The sequence below is a fragment of the Stutzerimonas stutzeri genome (assembly GCF_002890915.1).
GTDB lineage: Bacteria > Pseudomonadota > Gammaproteobacteria > Pseudomonadales > Pseudomonadaceae > Stutzerimonas > Stutzerimonas stutzeri_AF.
Genome location: NZ_POUT01000003.1, coordinates 370,929 through 393,089, shown reverse-complemented (window position 1 = coordinate 393,089; position 22,161 = coordinate 370,929). Strand labels below are relative to the sequence as shown.

Genomic DNA, 22,161 nt, shown 5'->3' with positions numbered 1-22,161 from the left:
GTGCTGAAACCTGTCAAAAAGGCCTGAAGTCAGGCCTTGTTTGGACTCCGTTAGGCCAAAGCGCTTGAAAAAGCGCCAAACCGGACGGGTTGGGGCAGTTGAAGCCGAGTTTTTCAACGGCCTGCTAGGCGACCGCCCGATCCACGCGCCTACGCTTCACCCGATCAGCACTTCATAGGCCCGTCTGAGCAGTTCGCGGTCCAGCCAGGGCATGCCGATGCTCTGCGTCAGTTCGATCCAGTGGGTTCCGATGGCCGCCCGGCACCGATCATGCCCATCCAGTGCGGCGAGGAATACCGGCAGAACCCCGCCCGACACTTCGAGGCCGACCCGGTAATCGGCCACCAGCTCCAGCGGTTTCTCGATCCCCAGTTCACGCTGCAGGCTGCGCAGAGCGCCCGCAGGATGGACCAGCAGATCGCCCTGCATCGGCGGTTCGGCGAATACCGCGAGGGCCGGAAGGGGCTGCGGCAAGACCACCCCGCCGCGCTGCGGCACGAGGAAATGCAGGCGCGCGCTGACCGGGTGCTTGTGACAGACCAGCATCCGCCAGCCCAGCCGGCCGTTGGCCTGAGACCCCATCATTTCCCGAGCGCCATCAATGCGTATTCCACCGGCCCGGCGAACAGGCGCGTGCCACCCCCCTCGGCAATCACCCGCCGCACCCCGGCGGGGTCGGCCACGCGAACCCCGGCCAGGTAATCCACGCCGAAGCGCCGCCAGCCATCCAGCCAGGGCAGGCTCGGCCCCATCAGCACCACCTGGGCCTGGCGCGACAGCTCGAGCAGGCGCGGCAAGGTCTTGTTGGCGATGCTGCTGGCGCTGACGAACACCCAGTCGGCCTCGGGCAGCAGGTACTCGGCGGCGCAATCGGGCAGGTCGCCCTCCTGCAGATGGCGCTCCAGGCATTGATAGGGCTGGTCCTGCCAGAGCCGTTCGAGGCCGGGATAATGGCCGATCACCACGACCCGCTGGCCTGCCAGCCGTGGGCGGAAATGTGCGAATACCTGCAGATGCCCCGGTGCCTCCGTGCGCAGTGCCTGCGCTTCGCGCTGGCAGCCCGCCGCCGTGTTCACGCTGGCGTTGAGCACAGCCAGGCCGATCGCGGCTTCGGCGCTGTTCCATGACAGCAGCCAGGGCAGCAGCGCGGCGTTGCCCTGGCCGGCAAGCGTGCCCGACCAGCCGAGCGTGCGCGGCACCTGGCGCGGGCTGAAGGCGAAGCCCTGGTTGCCGTCGACTTCGGCCAGCGTCCAGTTCAACCCCAGGCACAGATGTTCGACAGTCCGCGCCTGCGCGGCGCTGGCCAGCAGCCAGTCGTAGGGCTCATTCATGATTGAGCGCCGGCAGCAGACGCAACTCGCTTTTCAGCGCCCCCGGCCAACCCCAGGCGGCAACGGCTTCCACCATCCAGGCCGGCTTGTGCGGGTGCGCCAGCAGCACGTCGAATTCGGCGTAGACCTGACCGTCGCCGTTGATCTGCATGCTGCCGAGGAAATCGCCCTGGGCGCTGCGCCATTCGCTGTAGAAGCATTCGCTGCGATCGAACGGGTCGACCCGCACTTCGCTGCGCGACGGTTCACACTCGTCGGGCAGTTGCAGGCGGATGGCCGAACGCTGCAGGCAATCCTGCAGCGCGCGCTGGATTTCGCCGAACAGCGGCCGTGCCGCCTGCAGGCGTGCTTCGAACGATGGCGCCATCAGTTTTCCTCCTCGAAGGCGCGGGCGATCTGCAGGAACGCCTCGCCGCCGATCTCGTTGCCCGGATCGAGCTCCAGCAGCTTCTCCAGCACCCGCCGCGCGTTGTCCACCTTGCCACGGCGCAGGCGGATCACGCCCAGCGCCTTGAGGCTGAACAGATACAGCCGCTCGGCACCGCGGCGCGTCTGCCAATCGGCGCTGGCAGGGTGCAGGCGCCGGTAGTTGCGGCTGAAGCCGGCACAGGCCGCGGCCCGCCGCAGGGCTTCCCATACGGCGGCTTCGGCCTCCGCGTAGCGGGCCTGGAGAAAGTAGAACTTGTACAGGCCGACATGTGCGTCCGGCTCCTCGCTCCAGCGCCGCCGGGCCTCCAACAGCAGGGCTTCGACCGCCGCCGGATGCTCGAGGCCGCGCGCGCTGTTCAACAGGTAGCGCAGCCCGGTCGGCGTGCGGTCGGAAAAGAACGCCCGTTCGGGCTCCAGCAACAGCACCTCACCCATGCCTCACCAGAGTTCCGCGGGGGTGAGCTTGTCGGCGAAGGGCTCGCCTTCGAGCAGATGCGTGAGGATGGTGTCGGCGTCCGCCGGCTCCACCCAGCTGTACATCAATGCGCCCGGGTAGATCAGCACATTGGCGCCGGCCTGGCAGGGCCCCAGGCAGCCGGTGCCGGTCAAGGCGATGCGGCCGATCAGGTTGCGCCGGATCAGGGCCTGGGAGAAGGCGTCGAACAGGGCTTCGCCGCCCTTCGCAGCGCAACTGCCGCGCGGGTGCCCCTCGGCGCGGCGCTGCAGGCAGAGGAAGATGTGGTAGTCGGGTCTTGGCATGTCAGCAGCTCCTCAACCGGCCAGGGCCTGATGGGTATGGCATTGTTTCGGGCAGACCGCCGCACAGGCCTTGCAGCCGATGCAGTCGAGGCCGTCGGCGATGGCCATGACCATCATCTCGTCGTCCTCGTCGTAGAGGTCGTCGTCTTCGTCCACCATGCCGGAGCGCTCCACCAGCTCGAACACGTCGCGCGGGCACACCTTGTAGCAACGCCCGCAACCGATGCACTTCTGCGCATCGACGGCGGTGACGAACTGCGGCACCCATTCGGCGCCACCGCGCGTACGCCCGGTTATCACTGCTTCCATCTGTCATCTCCTGCCCGCCAATAGCATGGCGGCGGCCTACGGTTAGGGATACGGCGGGCTCGGGCCCGCTCTGTATTGGCGGTCAGGCGTTGCCGGCCGCTTCCAGCCGGGCGTTGGCCTCGGCCCAGTCGAGGCAGGCCTGGTGCGCCTGCGTCGCCAGTTCCGGCAATTGCCGGTAATCGATCAGCAGCCGGTCCTCGACCAGATCGTGGATCTGCGACGCCCATTCGGTGGCGATGCGCTTCTTCTGGCTGACTTCCTTCTTCAACGCCTTGAGTTCCTCTTCGGTCATCGGCTCGCCTCCCCTTACAACTCGGCGACCGCACGGTGCTCGGCGACCAGCGCGGTCGCCTTGCCCAGCAGCTTCTGCGCGTCGAGCGACAGCGCCTCGAGCGATTCGAAGCCGAAGCGGTGGACGTCGCGCAGGGTCTTGTCCAGCGCCACCAGCTTGCCGACCAGGATCAGCGCGCGGCCGAAGCCCTCGTGGGTGATGTTGATCACCGGTACCGCGAGCAGCCCGGTCTCGCGCTCGATCATCTGCGCCAGGGCGTTGTAGAAGGCCTTGACCCGCGACAGGGTGACCTCGTCCGGATCACCGACGATGGGGATCGCCCGGCGCCGCTCGCGGGTCAGCACCAGCGGGTCGAGCACCCGCGCGTCGCTCCAGGTGTCGTAGGTGCCGTAGCTGTCCATGGCGCGCAGTTGCACCACCATCTGCTTGATCACCGGGTCCTGCAGGGCCGGGTCGTCGTCGCGCACGACCGCCTGTTGTTCTTCTGCATACATAACGCTGTCCTCGATTGCGGGTGTCGGGCTATTCGTCCCAGGCCTCGCCGGCCATGGCCTCGAAACGTTGCTGGTCCGGCGTGCCACGGGTGCGCCGGATCGCCTTGGCCAGCCAGGCCGAAGGGCCTTCGCGCAGCTCGGCCTGCAGCGTTTCGATCAGTTCGGCGATGCTCTCGGCCTCACTGACCTTGACCGGCTGCACGCCGATCGCCAGCAGCTGGCGTACCGCCGAGGCGCCGCAGGCGCGGCAATACACCGCGATGCAGCCGTCGAGCAGTTCCAGCTTGGCCGCCAGCTTGTCCTCGTTGCCGTCCTGGTCGAGCTCGCCGAACTCCACCACCGATTGCAGCTCGGCCCGCTCGGGGTCGATGCCGTAGAACACGAACGACCGCGACGAGCCGAAATGCTGGTCGACCGTGCGCCGATCGGACGAGGCGAAGGCCACCTTGAGCAGCGTGCCGTCGTTCTCGCCGTCGAGTACCTGCAGTTGTCGGATGGGGCTGGCCATGGCTCAGTGGCTCCATTGCGAATGGTCGGAGGCGGGTTTCTGCGCATAGATCGAGCGATACGGCGCGATACCCTGATGGTGTTCGGTGAGCAGGTTGGCCAAGTCGAACAGCGCCTGCGCACTGGCCCGGTAGCCGCTCCAGCAGCGCTGGAAGCCGCCCAGCAGGTCGTACTGCGGAAAGCCCACGCGCAGCAGCGGAATGCCCAGGCGGTCGGCGCTGGCCAGCGCGTGGCTGTTGCCGAGCAGCAGTTGGGCACCGCCGTCGCGGGCGGCCTGCTCCAGGTCATCCAGGTCGCCGACCTGGATGCGCGCCAGCGGCGCATCGGCCAGCGCCGGCGCGCGCGCCGGCACCACGGCGGCCACCAGTTGCGCGCCCATGCCGCGCGCCAGGGTGGAGAAACCGAGCAACAGGTCGGGATCGGCGGCGATGCCCAGACGCGCGTCGCCGAGCATGAAATGGGTATCGAGCATGGCGTCCTGCAGCTGCCGGCGCTGGCGCTGCCAGCGCTCCGGCACCGGGTTGCCACTGATCTCGCTCAGCGCCATCAGCCAGGCATCCACCGCTTCCAGGCCCAGCAGCAAACCGAAACGCCGGTCCGGCACGCCGCTGCGGGCGGCCAGCGCATCGGCGGCGGCGGCCAGGCTCTGGCCGACCACCAGGGTGGCGGCGCTCTGCCCGGCGCTGGCCAGCTCGTCGAGGGTCAGCCCGCCGGTGGTCAGCGGGTTGAAGGCCGCCTCGTCGAGATGGCCGTCCAGCGAGCCGGACAGGTCGGGGATCAGCAACGGCCGCAGGCCGAAGCTCTCGATGCTCTCGGCGACGAATTCCAGGTCGCCGGGTGTCAGGCTGGCGCTGCACAGCACGTTGACCTGGCGCGGCCGCAGGCCGACCTGGTCGCGGCGCTCGGGCACCAGCGCCTCGATCATCGCCTTGAGCGCGGCGGCGAAGCCGCTTTCGAAGCAGCCACTGAAGTCCGGGCTGTTCACCGACACCACGGCCACGTCGCCGTACTCGGGATATTCGCGGCGGAACTGATGCACGGCGCTGTGCAGGTCGCAGCCCTGGGTCTCCGCCAGCGCGGTGCTGAGCAGGCCGATCACCGCTGGATGCTGCTTGTCGCAAATGGTGCGCAGCGCCTCGACCACGTTCTCGTCGGCGCCCATCACCGAGCTGACCTGGTCCATCGCCGTGGTCTGCAACGGCACCGGCTCGCGGAAGTGCCGGACGAAGAACACCTTGGCGAACGCCGTGCAGCCCTGCGAACCGTGCAGCAACGGCATGCTGCGCGCCAGGCCGAGGAAGGCCAGCGCGGCGCCCATGGTCTGGCTGGCCTTCAGCGGGCTGACCGCCAGCGCCTTGTTGCGATTGATGATCTGCGGCGCCATCACGTTCTCCTCAGGCGTTCGCCAGCACGGGAGCCGGCGCCTCGGCCGGCACGGCGCGCCGCTCCCACGGCGCCGGCTGGCGCACCGCCTGCCACACCGGGCTCTCGAGGGTCAGGCACAGCTGGCGCACCAGTTCCCGCATGCCGTCGTAGCCGGCATAGCCGAATTCGCGTTCCTGGTTGATGTCGAGGAAGGGAATGCGCCCCTTGAGCGCGGTGTACATGTTGCGACCACCGGCGATGAGGATGTCGGCGCGGTATTCCTCCACCGTGCGCAACAGCGCGCGCGGGTTGCCCTCGTCGAGCATCTTGACGTCGTCGCCCATCAGCTCGCGGATGCGCGCCTTGTCCTCCTCGGTGGATTTCTTGGTGCCGGTGGCGACCACCTTCATGCCCAGGTCCTGCAGCGCGGAGATCACCGACCAGGACTTGACCCCGCCGGTGTAGAGCAGCACGCGCTTGCCGGCCAGGCGTTCGCGCCAGGGCTCCAGCGCCGCGCGAATCTTCGCTTCCTCGCGCGCGATCAGCGCTTCGGTGCGTGCGGCGAGGTCGGCGTCGCCGATCAGCCGGGCGAAGTCGCGCAGCGCCTGCGAGGTGTCGGTGATGCCGTAGAAGCTGCCCTCGAACCAGGGCGTGCCGAAGCGCTCCTGCAGCTTGCGCGCGACGTTGAGCATGGCCTTGGAGCAGACCATCATGTTCACCTCGGCGCGGTGCATGCTCTGCACCTCGCGAAAACGCGCATCGCCCGACAGCGTGCAGAGCACGCGCAGGCCCAGCTCGTCGAGCAGCGGCAGCACGTGCCAGAACTCGCCGGCGATGTTGTATTCGCCGATCAGGTTGACGTCGTGCACGCGGATGCCGGCTCGCGCGCTGCCGGCCGGCAGCGGGTCGGGCTCGCGGGTGCCGATCACGTGCTTGACCATGGCATCGCCGGCGATGCGGTTGCCGAGGTTCTTGGTGCCGTAGAAGCCGGCGCCGTCCACCGGCACCACCGGGGTGGCGAAATGTTCGCTGGCGGCCTTGCACACGGCATCGAGGTCGTCGCCGATCAGCGCCGGCACGCAGGTGTTGTAGACGAACACCGCCGGCGGCGCGTAGCTCTCCACCGCCTGGCGGATGGCGTGGAACAAGCGCTTCTCGGCGCGCCCCATGATCACGTCCTGCTCGGAGAGATCGGTGGTCATGCCGATGCGGTACAACTGCGGGCCGCTGGAGCGGGTCCCGCGGTTGTCCCAGGAACTGCCGGCGCAGGCGATCGGCCCATGGACGATGTGCGCCACGTCGGCGATCGGCAGCAGCGCGATCTGCGCGCCGTCGAAGGCGCAGCCACCATCGGTGGCGCCCGGCGTCGGCTTGGCGCAGCCGGACTTCTCCTTCTTGTTGTGCGTGCAGGCGGGCTCGTCGAGCAGCTCGGCAATGTCCTTGGCTTTCATCGCACCCTCCGGTCGTCGTGGTCATGCGCAACGAGGTGGGTGCAATGCCTGTACCAAAAAGCAATTTATTGATTTTTAAAGGATTTCATTGAAATCGGATTGTCGCAAACATCTCCGGATGTCGGGTTCGCAACAAAGGATTCGGCAGGTGACCGTAGGTTGGGTCGGGCGGCGATCCGCTGAGCCGCGCAGCGGCGAAGCCCAACATCGCTCCGAGGCCAAGGTGAATCTCCGGAACGTCCAAAAGCGCAACGCCGTGACGAATCCGTGCCGGACGCCGCGCACGTTGGGCTTCGCTTCGCTCAACCCAACCTACAACCACCAGCCGACCGATCGGGATTACATTTTTCGCTAGGGTCTGTTGCCGTTTCATTCGCGGCCGCGCCGGAGCCTGTTTTACCGCGAGGCAAGGCACGAGATGCGAAGTTTAGTCGCCTAAATGAGCCATCGAGTAACGCCGCATCGCGGTAAAACAGGCCCGGCCCTTCGGGTTGCGCGGGAAATAGCCCCCGCTGTCGTTGCAGGACTTGGCAAGGGAATGACCATTACCTGCGTCCTGCGCCTAACCGGGGGCTATTTCTCGCAGCAACGCGGCTCGCGATGAAACGGCAACAGACCCTAACGAGTTGCCCTATATTTCGCCAAGCCAATTCATCAAGGACGATGAGATGCACTATCGACGCGCTTTCGTGCCGGGCGGCACGTTCTTTTTCACCCTCGGGCTGGCCGATCACAGCCAGTGCCTGCTCACCGAGCATATCGACGCGCTTCGCGCCGCCTTTCGCCTGGCCAAGGCCCGACATCCGTTCGAGATCGTCGCGCAGGTGGTGTTGCCGGATCACCTGCACGCCGTATGGCGACTGCCCGAGGGCGATGCCGACTACCCGCTGCGCTGGGCGTTGATCAAGAGCAGCTTCTCCCGTCGCCTGCCCGCATACGAGGCGATTCCGTTGTCGCGCCGACGCAAACGTGAGCGCGCCGTCTGGAGGCACGTAGGTTGGGTCGGGCGGCGCTCCGCTGAGCCGCGAAGCGGCGAAGCCCAACATCACGCCGGGGCCAAGGCGAATATCCGACGTGCCGAAGCTCAACGCCGTAACGATTGCGTTACCCGATGCCTCGCTCGTTGGGCTTCGCGGAGCTCAACCTCGGCGGCCCCACCCAACCTACCTCAACCCAACCTACCCAATCGCTCTTCGATCGCGCTCCGGACTTCGGGATCGTCTTCGTTCAGCTCGCGCAGGGCGTCGAGCGGGGCGTTTTCCACGGCGGCCAGGCGTACCGTCCAGTCGGGGTCGTGGAGCATTTCCAGCACGTCCTCGCCATGCAGGCGCGCGGCGACCAGGCGGCGGACTTCCGGTTCGGGGTCGGTGACCATCAACCCGAGGCTTTCCTCGGGCAGGCGCTGGGCGACGAACTTGCGCACCTGGCGGTCCTCGTCGCGGATGAAGCGGAACAGCCGCCCCGGGGCGATGCGCTGGACCACGTAGGCGCGCACCAGGTAATCCGGGTCGGCAGCCATCCGCTCCAGTTGCTCGGCCGGCAGGCGGTCGGCGACGGTGATGCGCACTTCCCGATCCGGGTCGCGCATGAGTTCGCCCAGGCGCTCGCGCGGCAGGCGGTAGGCGACGGCACGGCGCACCGCTTCGTCGACATCGTGGATCATCGGCAGCAGCGCCTCCACCGGGGCGTAGCGCACGGCGATGGCGCGCCGCTCCCAGAACGGATCGGCCAGGTAGTGCACGGCCAGCTGCGGATTCTGCCGGAAGAAACGGTCGATCTGCCGGCCGCTGTGGATCGCCACGCAGCGGTCGCCCGGCGTGCAGCGGCCGCTGGGCAGCAGGTCGCCGCGAAAGCTGCAATCGCGGCAGTCCGCCAGGGGGGTGATGTCCTCGCTACCGTCGTTGTGCATGGGTGCTCTCTAATCGGCGATGACTTCGGCCAGGACGATGCCCGAGGCGGCGTCCAGGTCGTTGCTCAGCACCGAGCAGTGCTGGCTGGAGTTGACCAGGTAGACGTTGAACCCCGGCCGCTCGGCAACCGGCTTGGCATTGACCACCACGTCGTCGTCCATGCAGCAGGTGAAGTGGATGCCAGGGTGCTCGCTGCGCAGCCTGGCGAGCAGCGCCTCGTCCAACGGAGCGTTCTCGGCCTGGCGGATGACCGCGTCGAGCTGGGTCTGGCTGATCATGGGGTGTCCTCTCTTTCAGACGTGGAAACGCGGGGAGCCGGCTCGCTGCCCATGGCCTTGGCCAGCCAGGGCGGCGGCGCACTGGCCAGTACCTGTTGCAGTTCCTCGACGATCTCGCGGGCCGGGATCGGCCGCATGACCTTGATCGGGTGGGTGCCGACGCGAATCACCTTGGCCGCCGCCGGCCCGCCGATGCTCAGGGTGTAGAGCAGCTGGCAGTCGTGCAGCAGTTCGGCGCGGCGGGCATGGCGATCTTCGTGGGGCGCGACCGGCCCCGGCTCGCGCAGGTCGACCAGGCGGCTGGCGCTCGGCGAGATCTGGTAGACGAGAAAGCGCGCGCAGCTGCCGAAGCTGCCGTCCAGGCGCTCGCCGCCGTCGGAGGTGCAGGCGATGCGGATCGAATCCGGCAGCTCGCCTTCGCGATAGGGCTCGATGGTCGGCAACGGCTCCTCGGGCATCCGTACGCCACGCCCCTTGAGCAGGCCGAGCGCACGTTGCAGTTGCCGCTCGCTGAGCGTCGGCGGCGGCCCGTCGACGCTGCTCAGCAGGCGGTTGCGCAGGCGGTTGAGGCGCAGCCTGGCCAGCCGCGCCTCGGTGATCGGCTCGCCGGTGACGCTGAGCAAGGTGCGCAGCAGTTGCCCGGTATTCACGCCGTTCAGCTCGCGCGCCGCCAGGGCGATGCGCAGGGCCAGATGAGCCGGCAGCGGAACCCGTCCGTTGCGGGGCGCCATCGTTCAGCCCTCGCCGGCCCGTTTGGCGCGCAGGGTGATCGGCAGTTTCGGCGGTGCCGAGAGGGGTTCGAGGTAGTAGCTGGAGCCGTCGGCCAGGGCAACTTCGCCGCCCCAGCGCTCGGGGCTGTCGTGTTCCAGGCTGACGACTATTTCTTCCTGGTCCTTCTTGGCGATGTAGAAGGTCAGCTGGCCATTCTTGTTGCGGCTGATCATGACACTGGGCATGGGAGGCTTCCTGAAAATAGGGCTGGCCGGCCGACGACCGTTGCGGTGCGCCGGCCGGCCAGGATGGGGAGGTCGCCCTCCCCGCTCGCGGTCAACGAACCAGGTCGTAGTTGTAGTCGGTGCTCTGCATGCCGCGGGTCTCGTCGTCGAGGCGCTCGAGCACGGCGTTGACGAGGGTGGTCAGCATCTGCATGGCGCCTTCGTAGCCCAGGGTGGTCTGGCGGTGCAGGTGGTGGCGGTCGAAGATCGGGAAACCGAGACGGATCAGCGGCACCTCGAATTCCTTGCCCTTGTGCAGCGTGTCGCGCTGGATGAACTTGCCGTAGCTGTTGCCGATCATGAAGTCCGGCTTATCGGTGAACACCAGCGAGCGCATGTGCCAGAGGTCCTTGCCGATGTACACGGTGCAGTTCTTGCCGTAGGGCGAGGACTCCAGGATCGCGTCCATGGCCTTCTTCCAGCGCTTGTTGCCGTTGTGGGCGAGGATGTGCACCGGCTCGGCGCCCAGCTCCAGGAGGAACTTGGCCATGCCCATGACGAAATCCGGATCACCCCACAACGCGAAGCGCTTGCCGTGCAGCCAGGTGTGCGAGTCGGTCATCATGTCGACCAGGCGGCCGCGCTCCTTGGCCAGGCTTTCGGGGATCGGCTGGCCGCTGATCTCGCTGACCTTCATCAGGAACTCGTCGGTCCAGTCCAGGCCCATGGGGATGCTCAGCTTGGGCGTCTCGTGCTTCCAGGTGCCTTCGACGAACTTCTTGGTCTTTTCCAGCTGCCAGGGTTGCAGCAGCAGGGTGTTCAGGGCGTTGGGCGCATCCTTGATCTCGTCCTGGGTGGTGCCGCCGGAGTACATGCGGAACTGGCCGTCGGCCGGGGTATCGAGCACTTCTTCCGGATCGGAGAGCAGGCTGTAGCCGACGTCCATTTCCTTGAGCATGCGCTTGATCACGCGGAAGTTGCCCAAGTAGGTCTCGAAGCCGGGAACGACGTTGATCTTGTGGTTGCTACCGACCACCTTGTCGTCCATGTGATTGAGGGTGAAGTAGCGGGCGATGCCCTCGAACATGTTGTCCCAGCCGGTGACGTGGCTGCCGACGAAGCTCGGGGTGTGGGCATAGGGGACCGGGTAGTCCTCGGGGATGAAGCCCTCCTTCTTCGAGTTGTTGATGAAGGCGTTGAGGTCGTCGCCGATGACCTCGGCCATGCAGGTGGTGGACACGGCGATCATGTCCGGCTTGTAGGTGGCCTTGCAGTTGGCCAGGCCGTCCTTCATGTTCTGCTGGCCGCCGAACACCGCCGCGTCCTCGGTCATGGAGTCGGACACGCAGGACACCGGCTCCTTGAAGTGGCGGTTGAAGTAGGTGCGGAAGTAGGCCACGCACCCTTGCGAGCCGTGCACGTAGGGCATGGTCTTCTCGAAGCCCAGGGCGCAGAGCACCGAGCCCAGCGGCTGGCAGGCCTTGGCCGGGTTGACGGTCAGGGCTTCGCGCTGGAAGTTGAGTTCCTGGTACTCCTGGGTGGTGGTCCACTGGAAGACTTCGTCGATCTTGTCCTGCGGATGCTTTTCTTCGAAGGCGTCGCGCTTGCGCGCGAGCATGTCCTTGTACTCTTCGTCGCGGAACAGCGGGTAGCTGGGTTTGATGTTATCGACTTGCTGGCTCATGACTCTCTCCTTCGCCTCACTCATCTGTGAACGGCGATCACGGATATCGGCGGCGACCGACCTGCGCCGGCCGCCGCGGACGTTGCGTACGACTGCGGACCATCAGGCGCTGGCGGCGACCTTCTCGGCCGATTCCTCGGCCTTCTGCCAGGGCGCCTGCAGCTTCTTCCAGCACGGGTTGTTCAGGGTCATGTCCATGTCACGGGCGAAGATGGCGAAGCCGTCGAAGCCGTGGTACGGGCCGGAATAATCCCAGGAGTGCATCTGCCGGAAGGGAATGCCCATCTTCTGGAAGATGTACTTTTCCTTGATGCCGGAGCCGATCAGGTCGGGCTTGATGCGCTTGACGAACTCCTCGAACTCGTAGCCGGTGACGTCGTCGTAGAGCAGCGTGGCGTTGCCCATTTCCTTGAGGGTGCGGTCGTAGTCGTCGTTGTGGCCGAACTCGTAGCCGGTGCCGACCACTTCCATGCCCAGGTCCTCGTAGGCGCCGATCACGTGGCGCGGACGCAGGCCGCCGACGTAGAGCATCACGCGCTTGCCTTCCAGGCGCGGGCGGTACTTGGCGATCACCGCCTCCCACTCCGGCTGGTACTTGGCGATCACTTGCTCGCACTTGGCCTTGATGCTGTCGTCGAAATGCTCGGCGATGGCCCGTAGCGACTCGGCGGTCTTGGTCGGGCCGAAGAAGTTGTACTCCATCCACGGAATGCCGTACTTCTCTTCCATGTGCCGCGAGATGTAGTTCATCGAGCGGTAGCAGTGCACCAGGTTGAGCTTGACCTTGGGCGTCAGCTCCATCTCGGAAATCGTGCCGTCGCCGGACCACTGCGCCACCACGCGCAGGCCCATTTCCTCGAGCAGGATGCGCGAGGACCAGGCATCGCCGCCGATGTTGTAGTCGCCGATGATGGAGACGTCGTAGGGCGTGGTCTCGAAGCTGGTGTCGTCGTCACGCTTGTCCAGCACCCAGTCGCGGATGGCGTCGTTGGCGATGTGGTGGCCGAGGGACTGCGACACCCCGCGGAAGCCTTCGCAACGCACCGGCACCACGGTGGTCTCGTGCTCGGCGGCCTTCTTCTTGGCGACCGCCTCGATATCGTCGCCGATCAGGCCGATGGGGCATTCGGACTGCACGGAGATGCCCTTGTTCAGCGGGAACAGCGTCTCGATCTCGTCGATCAGCTTGGCCAGCTTCTTGTCGCCGCCGAAGACGATGTCCTTCTCCTGGAAATCCGAGGTGAAGTTCATGGTGACGAAGGCGTTCACACCGGTGGTGCCGATGTAGTAGTTGCGCCGCCCGGCGCGCGAGTACTGGCCACAGCCCACCGGCCCGTGGGAAATGTGGATCATGTCCTTGATCGGCCCCCAGACCACACCCTTCGAGCCGGCGTAGGCGCAGCCACGGATGGTCATCAGCCCCGGCTGGGACTTCTTGTTGGAGGTGATGCATTTCTTGGATTGCTCAAGCGCCGGGTCGTTGGGCGACAAGTGCTTGGCGCGGTCCTTGCGGGCCTTCTCCGGATAGACTTCCAGGACTTCCTGGATGAGGGATTCCACCTCTTCGCGGGACATACCGGTCATGATTGACCTCCTCTTGCGTTCATGTGCGGGTCACGGGCGCACCGCACCGTGCCGGGCACGGTGCGACACCCCGGCAGGGCCCATCCGCCCTGCCCCGTTCTGCTGAAGCGATCAGGCAACGACTTCCTCGGCGGCGGTCTTGCCGACGATGCTCATGTCTTCCTCGTCCATGATCCCGAACTCCATGAGCAGGGCTTCCAGCTCGTCCATGCTGATCGGGGTGGGGATGACCAGTTTCTTGTTCTCGACGATCTTCTTCGCCAGGGTCCGGTACTCGTCGGCCTGCTTGGCGGCGGGGTCGTACTCGATGACGGTCATGCGGCGGATTTCGGCGCGCTGCACGACGTTGTCGCGCGGGACGAAGTGGATCATCTGCGAACCCAGCTTGTCGGCCAGGGCCATGATCAGCTCGTCCTCGCGGTCGGTGTTGCGGCTGTTGCAGATCAGCCCGCCGAGGCGCACGCTGCCGGAGTTGGCGTACTTCACGATGCCCTTGCAGATGTTGTTGGCGGCATACATCGCCATCATCTCGCCGGAGCAGACGACGTAGATCTCCTGGGCCTTGTTCTCGCGGATGGGCATGGCGAAGCCGCCACAGACCACGTCGCCGAGCACGTCGTAGAAGACGAAGTCCAGGTCATCCTCGTAGGCGCCTTCCTCTTCGAGGAAGTTGATCGCGGTGATCACGCCGCGACCGGCGCAGCCCACGCCCGGCTCCGGACCGCCCGACTCGACGCACTTGATGTCGCCGTAGCCGGTCTTGAGCACGTCCTCGAGTTCCAGGTCTTCCACGGTACCGGCCTCGGCGGCCATTTCCATGATGGTGTTCTGCGCCTTGGAGTGCAGGATCAGGCGAGTGGAGTCGGCCTTGGGGTCGCAGCCGACGATCATGACCTTCTTGCCGAGTTCGGCCAGGGCCGCCACGAGGTTCTGGGTCGTGGTGGACTTGCCGATTCCACCCTTCCCGTAAATAGCGCATTGACGCATTGCCATAATTAAGTTCCTCAGGTTTCGTTACCACTTGACGTGGGCTATAGGCACGAACAAGCCTGCGCAACAGGGCAATAGCAGCCTTTGTGCCAGCGCTTCCAAAAGAACCTAAACACTTGTTTTAATTAAAATAATTTTATTAATGGCAACATTCTCCGGCGGTTCGATAGTTAACAACCGACAGGCCTGACTGTTGCAATGGCGACAAAAAGATCGACCGGGACAAGCGCCGGTTTTTCACACTTGCGGCAACTGTTGCGAACATGACAATTGTCATGTTCGATACTTTCGGAAACACCTGAACGGCAACTATCGCCGCATTCAAAGCCCCATATATCAAGGGCTTGCATGCACGCTCCCGGCTGGCTCGGTTATTGCGATCGGCTATCGGTAAATCCACTGGCCGCAGGAGATTTGCCGTGAACGATCCTTTGCAGGAAATCGCCGATCGCCTCGTCGCCCATGAACTGGTGCCCTACTTGGGGCCCGGTGTGCTGGGCGGCGTGGTCGACCGCGACACCGGTCAGCCGATGCCGGCCGACAATGAAAGCCTGATCCTCGCCATGACCGGCGGGCAGCCGATGGCGCCGCGGCTGATGTACGAATTCCCGCGTGCCGCCATGCACCTGGAGAACAAGAAGGGCCGCAGCTTCATCGAGCGCTTCCTGACCCAGACCTACGGCGGCGACAACTGGACGCCCGCGCCGCTGCACCGCTGGCTGGCCGGGCTGAACCTGCCCTACGTCATCGACTGCAATCGCGACACCCAGCTGCAGCGCTGCTATGCCGACCGTCCGCATACGCTGGTGGTCGGCGCCGCGCGCATCGCCGCCAGCCCCTACCGCTTCGACATCTATCGCTTCGACGCAGGCCGCTACCAGCGCATCGACCAGAGCGAGGTCGACCCCGCGCTACCGGTGCTGTTCAAGCCGCTGGGCACGCCGCTGCCGAGCCCTTCCTACGTCGCCAGCGACGCCGACTTCGTCGACTACATCACCGAACTGATGGGCGGCTTCGCCATTCCCGGCTGGCTCAAGCAGCAGCGCAAGGAATGCCACTACCTGTTCCTCGGCATGCAGTTCAACCGCGACACCGAGCGCATGCTGATGAGCGACCTGATCCACGATGCCGCCACGCCCGCTGGCTGGGCGCTGATCCCCTCGCCGACCGCGAAGGACCGCAAGGTCTGCCTGCGCAAGCAACTGGAACTGGTCGAGACCGACTGGCACGACCTGCTCGGCCTGGCCCAAGGCGCCCCGCAAGTCGCCTGACCGTTTTTTTCCACGAGAGAGCATGACCATGCTGTTGAAAACCTACGAAACGCAAAACCTGCTGTGCAACGTCAGCGTCAATGGCGCGACCACGAAGCCGGACACCTATGCCTTCCGCGGCGACCTGGTGCTCGAAGAAGGCGAGATCGCCGATGCCTCCGGCCGCCGCCTGCCGCCGACCGCCGTGGTCAAGCAGGCAGTCATGCTCGAGCAGCAGGGGAAACTGGCGATGATGGCCGGCGCCCTGATCGAACTGGCGCACCTGCCGCTGTTCCTCGAGCGCTACCGCGGCGACCTGGCCGACGGCGCACCGGTGATCTTCTACGTGGAGAACCTCGGCCAGTCGCTGTACACCGAGCTCGACGGCGTGACCCTGCTGCTGCAGGCGCACGAGGAAGGCGCGGTGTGGAACACCCTGGCCGACGACCTGCGCCTGGACAAGGAAGACTTCAAGGGCCAGAGCGCCGAGGACAAGGTACTCACCGTCTACGCCGCGCTGTGCGACTACCGGCCGAAACTGGAGACGCTGAGCTACGAGGCTGCCCTTGGCTGCACCGTCGCCCATCGTCGCGAGGCGCGCGGGCCGATCTGAATCCACCCATGGGCGTATTGGGCTTGGCCAGCATGGGGCTCGCTTCCACACCCTGGGTTGCCCTGGGCTCCACAGAGCCCGGGCGCAGCCCGGGTCACGTGCAACGGTTTGACATCCCCATATTGGCGATGAGCCACTCCCCTGCGCTCCCAGGGGAGTTTTTTTGTGATCTGCCGTCCCTGGCGATCACCCTTCGGGCCGTCGCAAGCGACGTCAAAAAATAGCTCCCAACCATTTTTCTGGGGAGCCCGCTTCCGGCTTTTCAGGCTCCAGGTTTCCAGCTCCGAGCGCAGGCCTTTGGCAGTCCTTCGGCCTACATCGCCGCGAGGGCGCGCCTCCCACAGGGGGCTGTGCGGGACTTGTTGCTTTTGTGGGAGGCCCGACCTCGGGGCGATGCTTTTCAGGCTTTCAAGCTCCGGGCCTCAGGCCTCTGGCAGTCCTTCGGACTGCATCGCCGCGAGGTCGCGCCTCCCACAGGGTTCGGCGTGCGCCGGCTGCCTTTGTGGGAGGCCCGGCCTCGGGGCGATGCTTTTCAAGCTTCAGGCCTTTGGCAGTCCGCCAATCCACGATTACGGATGCCGATGCCCCTCGCCGCCGCAGCCCGGCTCCTCGTGGGGCAAGCCTGGTGGCAAGCTGCCGGCGAGCCAGGCCTGCACGGCACACGACGGATCGTTTTCGGCGGTGGTCAGCAAGGTCACGCCGCGCTCGCCCAGGCGGCGCAGCACGCCGTCGCCGGCGCTGGCGGCGATGGCCACGTCCACCGCGTGCAGCGGATGACGTTCGGGCTGGGCGCTGACATGCCATTCGTGCAGGCATGCCTGGTCGTCCAGCACCAGGCGGTAGACGGGCTCCGGCGCCTCGCCGGGCCAGATGTCGTACACCTGCCAGTGGTGTGCCCGGCCGGCATGCCCGGCGACTTTGCCGTGGCGGTCGATGGCCACGGCGACCAGCCTGCGCGCGTCGCTCATGCCCAGGCCGCCTCGTCGTCGGAGCGCTCGAAGCGCACCCGCTGCTCGGCCCGCACGCCCAGCAGCTTGGCCAGCCACGGCGGCGGATTGCCAGCCATGACGCCTTGCAGATCGGCGAGAATCTGCCGCGCCTCGCCACCGGCCTTCTTGATCGGATAGATCCCGGACTTGACCACCTTGGCCGCCGCCGGGCCGCCGATGGAGACCACGTAGAGCACCTGGCAGTCGCCGATCAGCTCGGCGCGTGCGCCATTGCGGTCCTCGGCGAACTCGGTATCCAGCGCCGAGCGCACGTCCACCAGCGCCAGGCTGTCGACGCCGACCTGGTAGACCAGGAAGCGCAGGCACGAGCCGAAGTGGCCGTCCAGCCGTTCGCCGTTGTTGGAGGCCACGGCCACCCGGATCGAGCCTTCCGGCACGACGTCCAGGGCCACCGCCTGCGGCAGGTCCTCGCCGACACCCTCGCCCCAGAGGATGCGCACCGCTTCCTTCAGCGCCGGCAGGCCGATGCCGATGTCTTCGCCGTCCTCCTCGCCGTCGGCGCTGGCGAAAGCGGTCTTCAGGTCGGTGACGGTCACGCGCTGCAGGCTCTCCTGGTCCAGTTCGCCTTCGATCCGCTGGTGCAGGATCTCCAGCAACCGGCCGACGCCCACCTCGGGCAATGCCCGGGCGGCCAGGGCGATGCGTAATGCGGTTTCACGGTTCATGCTCGGGGGCTGGCTGTTCATCGGTCGCTCCTCTCTCGGCTATGGTCATCCGCGGCGGCTGTCAGTCGTCGTCATCGTCGTCTTCATCCAGCACGCGCGTGATGCGTTGGTAGATCTCCACCCGATCGCCCTCCTTCAGCGGGCTGTCGAGTTTGACGAACTTGCCGTAGACCCCGACCTTCTGCTTGCTCAGGTCGATGTCCGGGCAGTAGCGCAGCACCCCGGAGTGCTCGATGGCCTCGGCCACGCTGGAGCCTTCCGCCACCCGGCAATCGAACAGCAGGGGCTGCCGGGGTGCGGCGTATACAACGGAAATCTTCATGGTGCGCTCGCTCCTCGGTCGGCTCACTGCAACACGATCAGTTCGCCGTGGGTCCTGACCCGCCGCTCGGCGCGGCGGCGATCGATCACCCGCTTGAACGCCAGCACGAAGCCCAGAACGATGAACGCCCCGGGCGGCAGGATCGCCAGCAGAATGCCCTGGAAGTCAGGAAAGACGGTGATTTCCAGCCAATGGAAGTGCTCGCCGAGCAGCAGCGAGGCCTGCGCGAACAGCGTGCCGCTGCCGAGGATCTCGCGTACCCCGCCGATCACGATCAGCACCCAGGTGAAGCCGATGCCCATGCCGGCGCCATCGAGGATCGAGGGCAGCACCGGGTTTCGGCTGCTGAAGGATTCGGCGCGGCCGAGCACCGCGCAGTTGGTCACGATCAACGCGATGAACAGGCCCAGTACCTTGTACAGCTCATGCATCCAGGCGTTCATCGCCATGTCGATGAGGGTCACCACGCCGGCGATGATGCCGATCATCAGCGGGTTGCGCACCGCCGGCGAGATGCTGTGGCGCAGCGCGGAGATGATCGCGTTGGTGATCATCAGCACCAGGGTGGTGGCCAGGCCCATGCCCAGGCCGTTGGTGGCGGTGGTGGTCACCGCCAGCGCCGGGCACAGCGCGAGCATCTGCACCAGGGCGACGTTGTAGTCCCACAGCGCCGAGCTGAAGTAGCTGAACAGCCCCTTGGGCTTGGGCGCTGCGACATCGGCTGATCCGCAATGGCTGCTCATGGCCGGTTCTCCTCGGTTGACTGGCGGGCCTGGAACTCGAGCGCCCGGACCACGCCCTTGACGATGGCTCGCGGGGTGATGGTGGCGCCGGCGAACTGGTCGAACCGGCCGCCGTCCTTCTTCACGGCCCATTGCGCCCTCGGCGTGTTGGCCAGCGACAGGCCGTCGAAGGCCTTGATCCAGTCGCTGCGGGTGACTTCGATCTTGTCCGCCAGGCCGGGGGTTTCCTTGTGGCTGAGCACCCGCACGCCGAGGATGCGGCCTTCGCTGTCGAGGGCGATGAACTGGACGATCGGGCCGCCGTAGCCGACGGTGCTGACCTGGAAGGCGGTGGCCGTCAGTTGCCCCGCGCGCCGCGCCGGGTACACCTCGATCAGGCCCAGCTCGGCATCCTCGACGTCGAAGGCATCGGCCAGCGGATCGTTGTCGTAGAGCGCCTGCGGCAGTACCTGGCGCAACACGGCGAGGCGGTCCTGCAGCTCGGCATCGACAATCCGCTGGTGGGTCAGCTGGTTGCCGAGCAGCAGCGCCACGGCCACCAGGGCGCAGACCAGGCCCAGCGACAGCGCCTGGTAGGAAACCCGCTCGCGCCAGGTCTCGAGCAGGCCGGGCCGGGTGAGCGGCGGTTCGTTGCCGTCTGCCACGGGCGGCGTCTGGGTCAGTTCGTTCATACCTTGTCGACCTCCTTCACCTGGCGGGTCCACTTCGCCGCCACCAGCGGCTTGCCGCGCGCGTTGCGGCCATAGGCGCGCGGCCGGCAGACGCGGTCGATCAGCGGCACCAGGGCGTTCATGAGCAACACGGCGAACGCCACGGCTTCGGGGAAATTGCCCCAGCTGCGGATGACGAAGACCAGCGCGCCGCAACCGATGGCGAAGATCAGCCGGCCACTGCGGCTGATCGGCGAGGTCACCGGGTCGGTGGCGATGAACAACGCGCCGAGCAGCAAGCCGCCCGAGGTCAGGTGGAACAGCCCGCCGCCATGAACCTGCGGGTCGATCTGGTGCGCCAGCGCCGCCAGCGCGCCCACCGTCAGCAGCATGCCCAGCGGGATCTCCCAGTGGATGATGCGCAGCGCCAGCAGCCAGAGCCCGCCGAGCAGGATCAGCAGCTCCGAGGTCTCGCCGAGGCTGCCGCCGCTGTAGCCGAGAAAGGCCGGCAGCAGGGCGAAATGCCCGTCGAGGATCTGCGCGGCACTGTGCCCCAGGGTCAGCTCGGTCTGCAGGTGGCCCAGCGCGGTGGCGCCGCTCAGGCCATCGGCCAGCGCCCCGCCGGCGAAGGTGATGCGCAGGCCTTCGAGCCAGCCAGGCGCGCCCTCCGTACCCAGCGGCAGGGGCAAGGCCCAGGTGGTCATCTGCAGCGGAAAGGCGATCAGCAGCGCCACCCGCGCCAGCATCGCCGGGTTGAACACGTTCTGCCCGACGCCACCATACAGTTGCTTGCCGATGCCGATGGCGAAGACGCTGCCACCGACGGCGATCCACCAGGGCGCCCAGGGCGGCAACGTCAGCGCCAGCAGCCAGCCGCTGAGCAATGCGCTGCCGTCCAGCAGGCGGCGCAGCGGCCGGCCGAGCAGGTACAGGCAGGCGGCCTCGCAGGCCACCGCACTGGCACAGGTCAGCAGCCACAGGTAGATCGCCGGCCAGCCGAACAGGTACAGGCCCCAGGCCGTCGTCGGCAGCAGCGCCAGGCAGACGTGCAGCATGATGCGGTCGACCGAGGAACGATCATGGGCGAACGGCCCCGCCGCGATACCCTGCGCGCTCATGGCGATACCTCGCTGGCGGCCGGCGCCGCCGTCTTGCGTTTCTTCGCCGCCTTGGCCGCCGCCTTGGCCGCTTCCTCCTCGGCCAGGCGCGCCGCCCGCGCCTCGGCAAGCTGCTTGACGTAATCGTTCTTGCGCGCAGCGCTGCGGCGCTCGTCCTGCTGGCCGACGGCGTACTGGAAGTACTGCACCAGCGGGATGTGCGAGGGACAGACGTAGGCGCAGCAGCCGCAGAGGATGCAGTCGCGCAGGCCGTATTCGCTGGCACCGTCGAAATCGTCGACGCGGGTGCGCGCGGCCATCTCCAGCGGCGCCAGGCCCATCGGGCAGGCATCGACGCAGCGCGCGCAGCGGATGCACGGCGCGCTGTCGCTGCGCGGCACTTCGCCGTGGTCGAGCGCCAGCAGCCCGGTGGCACCCTTGATCACCGGCACCGCCGTGGATGGCAGCAGCATGCCCATCATCGGCCCGCCGAGCAGCAGTTGCTGCGGCTCGCGCAGCAGCCCGCCACAACTGTCGAACAGCGCCTGCACCGGGGTGCCGATCAGGGTCTCGACGTTGCGCGGGTTGCTCACGCAGCCGCCGGCCACCGTCACCACCCGCGAGATCAGCGGGCGGCCGTGGCGCAGCGCCTGCTGGATCGCATACACCGTGCCGGCGTTGTGTACCAGCACGCCGACGTCGGTACTGCGCCCGCCGGCCGGCACCTCGCGGCCGGTGACCTGGCGGATCAGCTGCTTGGCCGAGCCCATCGGGTAGAGCGCCGGCACCGCCACCACCTCGATGGCGCCGTAGGGTTCGCTCGCCGCACGCATGGCCGCCAGCGCCGCCGGCTTGTTGTCCTCGATGGCGATGACGATGCTGTAGGCACGCAGGATGTGCTGGATCAGCCGCGCACCGTCGACCACCGCCTCGGCGCGCTCGCGCATCAGCCGGTCGTCGCAGCTCAGGTACGGCTCGCATTCGCTGCCGTTGACCAGCACGGTCTTGATCTCGTGCCGGGCGCCCTGCTTGAGCTTCACCGCGGCCGGGAAGATCGCCCCGCCGAGCCCGACCACGCCGGCATCGGCGACGCGCTGTGCGAGCCGCTGCGGGTCCTCGGCGAAGGGGTCGGCCGGTACGTCCAGCTCGATCCAGCGCTCCTCGCCATCGCATTCGAGGACCATGCCGTTGACCTTGAGCCCGGACGGATGCGGCGCGTCGATCGGTCCGATCGAGAGGATGCGCCCGGAACTCGGCGCATGGATCGGCGCCGAGAGCTCGGTGGGCGAGCCGGCCAGCAGCTGGCCCTTGAGCACCCGCTCGCCCGCCTTCACCAGCGGCAAGGCCTCGGCCCCGGCATGCTGGCGCAACGGCAGGTACAGGCGCGGCGGCAGCGGCTGCACGGCGATGCCGAGGGCAGCCGAGCGGTCCTTGTGGGCGGCGGGATGGATGCCGCCGCGAAAATGCGCGAGGTTGAACATTGTCGACTCCCG

The 22,161-nt window shown here is 66.8% G+C and carries 27 protein-coding genes and 1 pseudogene; 3 read left to right on the top strand and 25 right to left on the bottom strand.

Annotation, left to right across the window (positions count from 1 at the left end):
* Nucleotides 1–156: 156 nt before the first annotated feature.
* The 11 genes from CXK94_RS09055 to nifE form a co-directional block, all read right to left on the bottom strand.
* Nucleotides 157–585, bottom strand: coding sequence for a hypothetical protein (locus CXK94_RS09055; protein WP_256046315.1), 429 nt, complete (start codon nucleotides 583–585; stop codon nucleotides 157–159).
* Entirely contained in the window at nucleotides 582–1,331 is a 750-nt protein-coding gene (locus tag CXK94_RS09050) for a DUF364 domain-containing protein (RefSeq protein ID WP_102894060.1), read from the bottom strand. Before CXK94_RS09050 ends, CXK94_RS09055 begins: the two co-directional genes overlap by 4 nt.
* Nucleotides 1,324–1,698 (bottom strand): hypothetical protein, encoded by a 375-nt coding sequence (locus CXK94_RS09045; RefSeq protein WP_102894059.1) that lies wholly within the window; start codon nucleotides 1,696–1,698, stop codon nucleotides 1,324–1,326. Before CXK94_RS09045 ends, CXK94_RS09050 begins: the two co-directional genes overlap by 8 nt.
* A complete protein-coding gene (locus CXK94_RS09040; protein WP_102894058.1) occupies nucleotides 1,698–2,195 on the bottom strand; it encodes a hypothetical protein in 498 nt (165 codons plus the stop codon). The genes CXK94_RS09045 and CXK94_RS09040 overlap by 1 nt, the downstream gene beginning before the upstream one ends.
* A 3-nt stretch (nucleotides 2,196–2,198) precedes the next feature.
* Complete coding sequence (locus CXK94_RS09035) at nucleotides 2,199–2,519, bottom strand: 2Fe-2S ferredoxin (protein WP_037041255.1); 321 nt, start codon at nucleotides 2,517–2,519, stop codon at nucleotides 2,199–2,201.
* Between the two features lie 12 nt (nucleotides 2,520–2,531).
* Nucleotides 2,532–2,828 carry a ferredoxin III, nif-specific gene (fdxB, locus tag CXK94_RS09030; RefSeq protein ID WP_020307288.1) on the bottom strand — a complete coding sequence of 99 codons (297 nt, stop codon included), beginning with the start codon at nucleotides 2,826–2,828 and terminating at the stop codon, nucleotides 2,532–2,534.
* A gap of 82 nt (nucleotides 2,829–2,910) precedes the next feature.
* Nucleotides 2,911–3,120 (bottom strand): CCE_0567 family metalloprotein, encoded by a 210-nt coding sequence (locus CXK94_RS09025; protein WP_011912514.1) that lies wholly within the window; start codon nucleotides 3,118–3,120, stop codon nucleotides 2,911–2,913.
* 14 nt (nucleotides 3,121–3,134) lie between these two features.
* Nucleotides 3,135–3,614: a NifX-associated nitrogen fixation protein gene (locus tag CXK94_RS09020; protein WP_037041258.1), complete on the bottom strand. Its 480-nt coding sequence runs from the start codon at nucleotides 3,612–3,614 to the stop codon at nucleotides 3,135–3,137.
* 28 nt (nucleotides 3,615–3,642) lie between these two features.
* Nucleotides 3,643–4,122: a NifB/NifX family molybdenum-iron cluster-binding protein gene (locus CXK94_RS09015; RefSeq protein ID WP_102894057.1), complete on the bottom strand. Its 480-nt coding sequence runs from the start codon at nucleotides 4,120–4,122 to the stop codon at nucleotides 3,643–3,645.
* Between the two features lie 3 nt (nucleotides 4,123–4,125).
* Nucleotides 4,126–5,505: a nitrogenase iron-molybdenum cofactor biosynthesis protein NifN gene (nifN, locus tag CXK94_RS09010; protein WP_102894056.1), complete on the bottom strand. Its 1,380-nt coding sequence runs from the start codon at nucleotides 5,503–5,505 to the stop codon at nucleotides 4,126–4,128.
* Nucleotides 5,506–5,515: 10 nt separating this feature from the next.
* On the bottom strand, nucleotides 5,516–6,937 hold the full coding sequence (gene nifE / locus CXK94_RS09005; RefSeq protein ID WP_102894055.1) for a nitrogenase iron-molybdenum cofactor biosynthesis protein NifE: 1,422 nt from the start codon (nucleotides 6,935–6,937) through the stop codon (nucleotides 5,516–5,518).
* Nucleotides 6,938–7,605: 668 nt separating this feature from the next.
* On the opposite strand from nifE, the pseudogene CXK94_RS22835 reads away from it, so the two are divergent.
* A pseudogene (locus tag CXK94_RS22835) lies at nucleotides 7,606–7,869 on the top strand (REP-associated tyrosine transposase); the annotation flags it as partial.
* Between the two features lie 236 nt (nucleotides 7,870–8,105).
* On the opposite strand, the gene CXK94_RS08990 reads toward CXK94_RS22835, so the two are convergent.
* From CXK94_RS08990 to nifH, 7 genes are all read right to left on the bottom strand, one after another.
* Nucleotides 8,106–8,846 carry a 4Fe4S-binding leucine-rich repeat protein gene (locus CXK94_RS08990; RefSeq protein WP_102894054.1) on the bottom strand — a complete coding sequence of 247 codons (741 nt, stop codon included), beginning with the start codon at nucleotides 8,844–8,846 and terminating at the stop codon, nucleotides 8,106–8,108.
* A gap of 9 nt (nucleotides 8,847–8,855) precedes the next feature.
* A complete protein-coding gene (locus tag CXK94_RS08985) occupies nucleotides 8,856–9,125 on the bottom strand; it encodes a DUF6129 family protein (RefSeq protein ID WP_042921681.1) in 270 nt (89 codons plus the stop codon).
* Nucleotides 9,122–9,856: a dinitrogenase iron-molybdenum cofactor N-terminal domain-containing protein gene (locus tag CXK94_RS08980; protein ID WP_102894053.1), complete on the bottom strand. Its 735-nt coding sequence runs from the start codon at nucleotides 9,854–9,856 to the stop codon at nucleotides 9,122–9,124. Before CXK94_RS08980 ends, CXK94_RS08985 begins: the two co-directional genes overlap by 4 nt.
* Before the next feature lie 3 nt (nucleotides 9,857–9,859).
* Nucleotides 9,860–10,081 carry a putative nitrogen fixation protein NifT gene (gene nifT / locus CXK94_RS08975; protein WP_003297996.1) on the bottom strand — a complete coding sequence of 74 codons (222 nt, stop codon included), beginning with the start codon at nucleotides 10,079–10,081 and terminating at the stop codon, nucleotides 9,860–9,862.
* Between the two features lie 91 nt (nucleotides 10,082–10,172).
* A complete protein-coding gene (nifK, locus tag CXK94_RS08970; RefSeq protein WP_102894052.1) occupies nucleotides 10,173–11,744 on the bottom strand; it encodes a nitrogenase molybdenum-iron protein subunit beta in 1,572 nt (523 codons plus the stop codon).
* Between the two features lie 102 nt (nucleotides 11,745–11,846).
* Entirely contained in the window at nucleotides 11,847–13,328 is a 1,482-nt protein-coding gene (nifD, locus tag CXK94_RS08965) for a nitrogenase molybdenum-iron protein alpha chain (RefSeq protein ID WP_102894051.1), read from the bottom strand.
* Between the two features lie 111 nt (nucleotides 13,329–13,439).
* Complete coding sequence (gene nifH / locus CXK94_RS08960) at nucleotides 13,440–14,321, bottom strand: nitrogenase iron protein (RefSeq protein WP_102894050.1); 882 nt, start codon at nucleotides 14,319–14,321, stop codon at nucleotides 13,440–13,442.
* A gap of 416 nt (nucleotides 14,322–14,737) precedes the next feature.
* On the opposite strand from nifH, the gene CXK94_RS08955 reads away from it, so the two are divergent.
* Together CXK94_RS08955 and CXK94_RS08950 are read left to right on the top strand one after the other, a co-directional pair.
* A complete protein-coding gene (locus tag CXK94_RS08955; RefSeq protein ID WP_102894049.1) occupies nucleotides 14,738–15,589 on the top strand; it encodes an SIR2 family protein in 852 nt (283 codons plus the stop codon).
* Nucleotides 15,590–15,611: 22 nt separating this feature from the next.
* The gene (locus CXK94_RS08950) at nucleotides 15,612–16,181 is read left to right on the top strand and encodes a hypothetical protein (RefSeq protein WP_102894048.1); all 570 of its coding nucleotides are present in this window, start codon (nucleotides 15,612–15,614) and stop codon (nucleotides 16,179–16,181) included.
* Between the two features lie 569 nt (nucleotides 16,182–16,750).
* Here CXK94_RS08950 and CXK94_RS08940 read toward each other — a convergent pair.
* From CXK94_RS08940 to rsxC, 7 genes are read right to left on the bottom strand one after another with little or no spacing between them, the layout of a single operon-like run.
* Nucleotides 16,751–17,149 (bottom strand): NifB/NifX family molybdenum-iron cluster-binding protein, encoded by a 399-nt coding sequence (locus tag CXK94_RS08940; RefSeq protein ID WP_014596161.1) that lies wholly within the window; start codon nucleotides 17,147–17,149, stop codon nucleotides 16,751–16,753.
* Nucleotides 17,146–17,877 carry a dinitrogenase iron-molybdenum cofactor biosynthesis protein gene (locus CXK94_RS08935; protein WP_102894046.1) on the bottom strand — a complete coding sequence of 244 codons (732 nt, stop codon included), beginning with the start codon at nucleotides 17,875–17,877 and terminating at the stop codon, nucleotides 17,146–17,148. Before CXK94_RS08935 ends, CXK94_RS08940 begins: the two co-directional genes overlap by 4 nt.
* 40 nt (nucleotides 17,878–17,917) lie before the next feature.
* Nucleotides 17,918–18,178, bottom strand: a complete 261-nt coding sequence (locus tag CXK94_RS08930) for an RnfH family protein (protein WP_011912500.1) — start codon at nucleotides 18,176–18,178, stop codon at nucleotides 17,918–17,920.
* Nucleotides 18,179–18,201: 23 nt separating this feature from the next.
* The gene (locus tag CXK94_RS08925; RefSeq protein ID WP_037041281.1) at nucleotides 18,202–18,921 is read right to left on the bottom strand and encodes an electron transport complex subunit E; all 720 of its coding nucleotides are present in this window, start codon (nucleotides 18,919–18,921) and stop codon (nucleotides 18,202–18,204) included.
* Nucleotides 18,918–19,592 (bottom strand): RnfABCDGE type electron transport complex subunit G, encoded by a 675-nt coding sequence (locus CXK94_RS08920; RefSeq protein ID WP_102894045.1) that lies wholly within the window; start codon nucleotides 19,590–19,592, stop codon nucleotides 18,918–18,920. Before CXK94_RS08920 ends, CXK94_RS08925 begins: the two co-directional genes overlap by 4 nt.
* Nucleotides 19,589–20,689: an RnfABCDGE type electron transport complex subunit D gene (locus CXK94_RS08915; protein WP_102894044.1), complete on the bottom strand. Its 1,101-nt coding sequence runs from the start codon at nucleotides 20,687–20,689 to the stop codon at nucleotides 19,589–19,591. Before CXK94_RS08915 ends, CXK94_RS08920 begins: the two co-directional genes overlap by 4 nt.
* Nucleotides 20,686–22,149: an electron transport complex subunit RsxC gene (rsxC, locus tag CXK94_RS08910; RefSeq protein ID WP_102894043.1), complete on the bottom strand. Its 1,464-nt coding sequence runs from the start codon at nucleotides 22,147–22,149 to the stop codon at nucleotides 20,686–20,688. Before rsxC ends, CXK94_RS08915 begins: the two co-directional genes overlap by 4 nt.
* Nucleotides 22,150–22,161: the final 12 nt, after the last annotated feature.

Bases quoted from the DNA above. Each gene is read 5' to 3' on its own strand.
- rsxC (WP_102894043.1), bottom strand. From the start codon at position 22,149: ATGTTCAACCTCGCGCATTTTCGCGGCGGCATCCATCCCGCCGCCCAC.
- CXK94_RS08990 (WP_102894054.1), bottom strand. From the start codon at position 8,846: ATGCACAACGACGGTAGCGAGGACATCACCCCCCTGGCGGACTGCCGC.
- CXK94_RS08930 (WP_011912500.1), bottom strand. From the start codon at position 18,178: ATGAAGATTTCCGTTGTATACGCCGCACCCCGGCAGCCCCTGCTGTTC.
- CXK94_RS09045 (WP_102894059.1), bottom strand. From the start codon at position 1,698: ATGGCGCCATCGTTCGAAGCACGCCTGCAGGCGGCACGGCCGCTGTTC.
- CXK94_RS08985 (WP_042921681.1), bottom strand. From the start codon at position 9,125: ATGATCAGCCAGACCCAGCTCGACGCGGTCATCCGCCAGGCCGAGAAC.
- CXK94_RS09020 (WP_037041258.1), bottom strand. From the start codon at position 3,614: ATGTATGCAGAAGAACAACAGGCGGTCGTGCGCGACGACGACCCGGCC.
- CXK94_RS08980 (WP_102894053.1), bottom strand. From the start codon at position 9,856: ATGGCGCCCCGCAACGGACGGGTTCCGCTGCCGGCTCATCTGGCCCTG.
- nifH (WP_102894050.1), bottom strand. From the start codon at position 14,321: ATGGCAATGCGTCAATGCGCTATTTACGGGAAGGGTGGAATCGGCAAG.
- CXK94_RS09015 (WP_102894057.1), bottom strand. From the start codon at position 4,122: ATGGCCAGCCCCATCCGACAACTGCAGGTACTCGACGGCGAGAACGAC.
- nifK (WP_102894052.1), bottom strand. From the start codon at position 11,744: ATGAGCCAGCAAGTCGATAACATCAAACCCAGCTACCCGCTGTTCCGC.
- CXK94_RS08940 (WP_014596161.1), bottom strand. From the start codon at position 17,149: ATGAGCGACGCGCGCAGGCTGGTCGCCGTGGCCATCGACCGCCACGGC.
- CXK94_RS09025 (WP_011912514.1), bottom strand. From the start codon at position 3,120: ATGACCGAAGAGGAACTCAAGGCGTTGAAGAAGGAAGTCAGCCAGAAG.
- nifT (WP_003297996.1), bottom strand. From the start codon at position 10,081: ATGCCCAGTGTCATGATCAGCCGCAACAAGAATGGCCAGCTGACCTTC.
- nifN (WP_102894056.1), bottom strand. From the start codon at position 5,505: ATGGCGCCGCAGATCATCAATCGCAACAAGGCGCTGGCGGTCAGCCCG.
- CXK94_RS09050 (WP_102894060.1), bottom strand. From the start codon at position 1,331: ATGAATGAGCCCTACGACTGGCTGCTGGCCAGCGCCGCGCAGGCGCGG.
- CXK94_RS08915 (WP_102894044.1), bottom strand. From the start codon at position 20,689: ATGAGCGCGCAGGGTATCGCGGCGGGGCCGTTCGCCCATGATCGTTCC.
- CXK94_RS09040 (WP_102894058.1), bottom strand. From the start codon at position 2,195: ATGGGTGAGGTGCTGTTGCTGGAGCCCGAACGGGCGTTCTTTTCCGAC.
- CXK94_RS09035 (WP_037041255.1), bottom strand. From the start codon at position 2,519: ATGCCAAGACCCGACTACCACATCTTCCTCTGCCTGCAGCGCCGCGCC.
- fdxB (WP_020307288.1), bottom strand. From the start codon at position 2,828: ATGGAAGCAGTGATAACCGGGCGTACGCGCGGTGGCGCCGAATGGGTG.
- CXK94_RS09055 (WP_256046315.1), bottom strand. From the start codon at position 585: ATGATGGGGTCTCAGGCCAACGGCCGGCTGGGCTGGCGGATGCTGGTC.
- CXK94_RS08925 (WP_037041281.1), bottom strand. From the start codon at position 18,921: ATGAGCAGCCATTGCGGATCAGCCGATGTCGCAGCGCCCAAGCCCAAG.
- CXK94_RS08920 (WP_102894045.1), bottom strand. From the start codon at position 19,592: ATGAACGAACTGACCCAGACGCCGCCCGTGGCAGACGGCAACGAACCG.
- nifD (WP_102894051.1), bottom strand. From the start codon at position 13,328: ATGACCGGTATGTCCCGCGAAGAGGTGGAATCCCTCATCCAGGAAGTC.
- CXK94_RS08935 (WP_102894046.1), bottom strand. From the start codon at position 17,877: ATGAACAGCCAGCCCCCGAGCATGAACCGTGAAACCGCATTACGCATC.
- nifE (WP_102894055.1), bottom strand. From the start codon at position 6,937: ATGAAAGCCAAGGACATTGCCGAGCTGCTCGACGAGCCCGCCTGCACG.
- CXK94_RS08950 (WP_102894048.1), top strand. From the start codon at position 15,612: ATGACCATGCTGTTGAAAACCTACGAAACGCAAAACCTGCTGTGCAAC.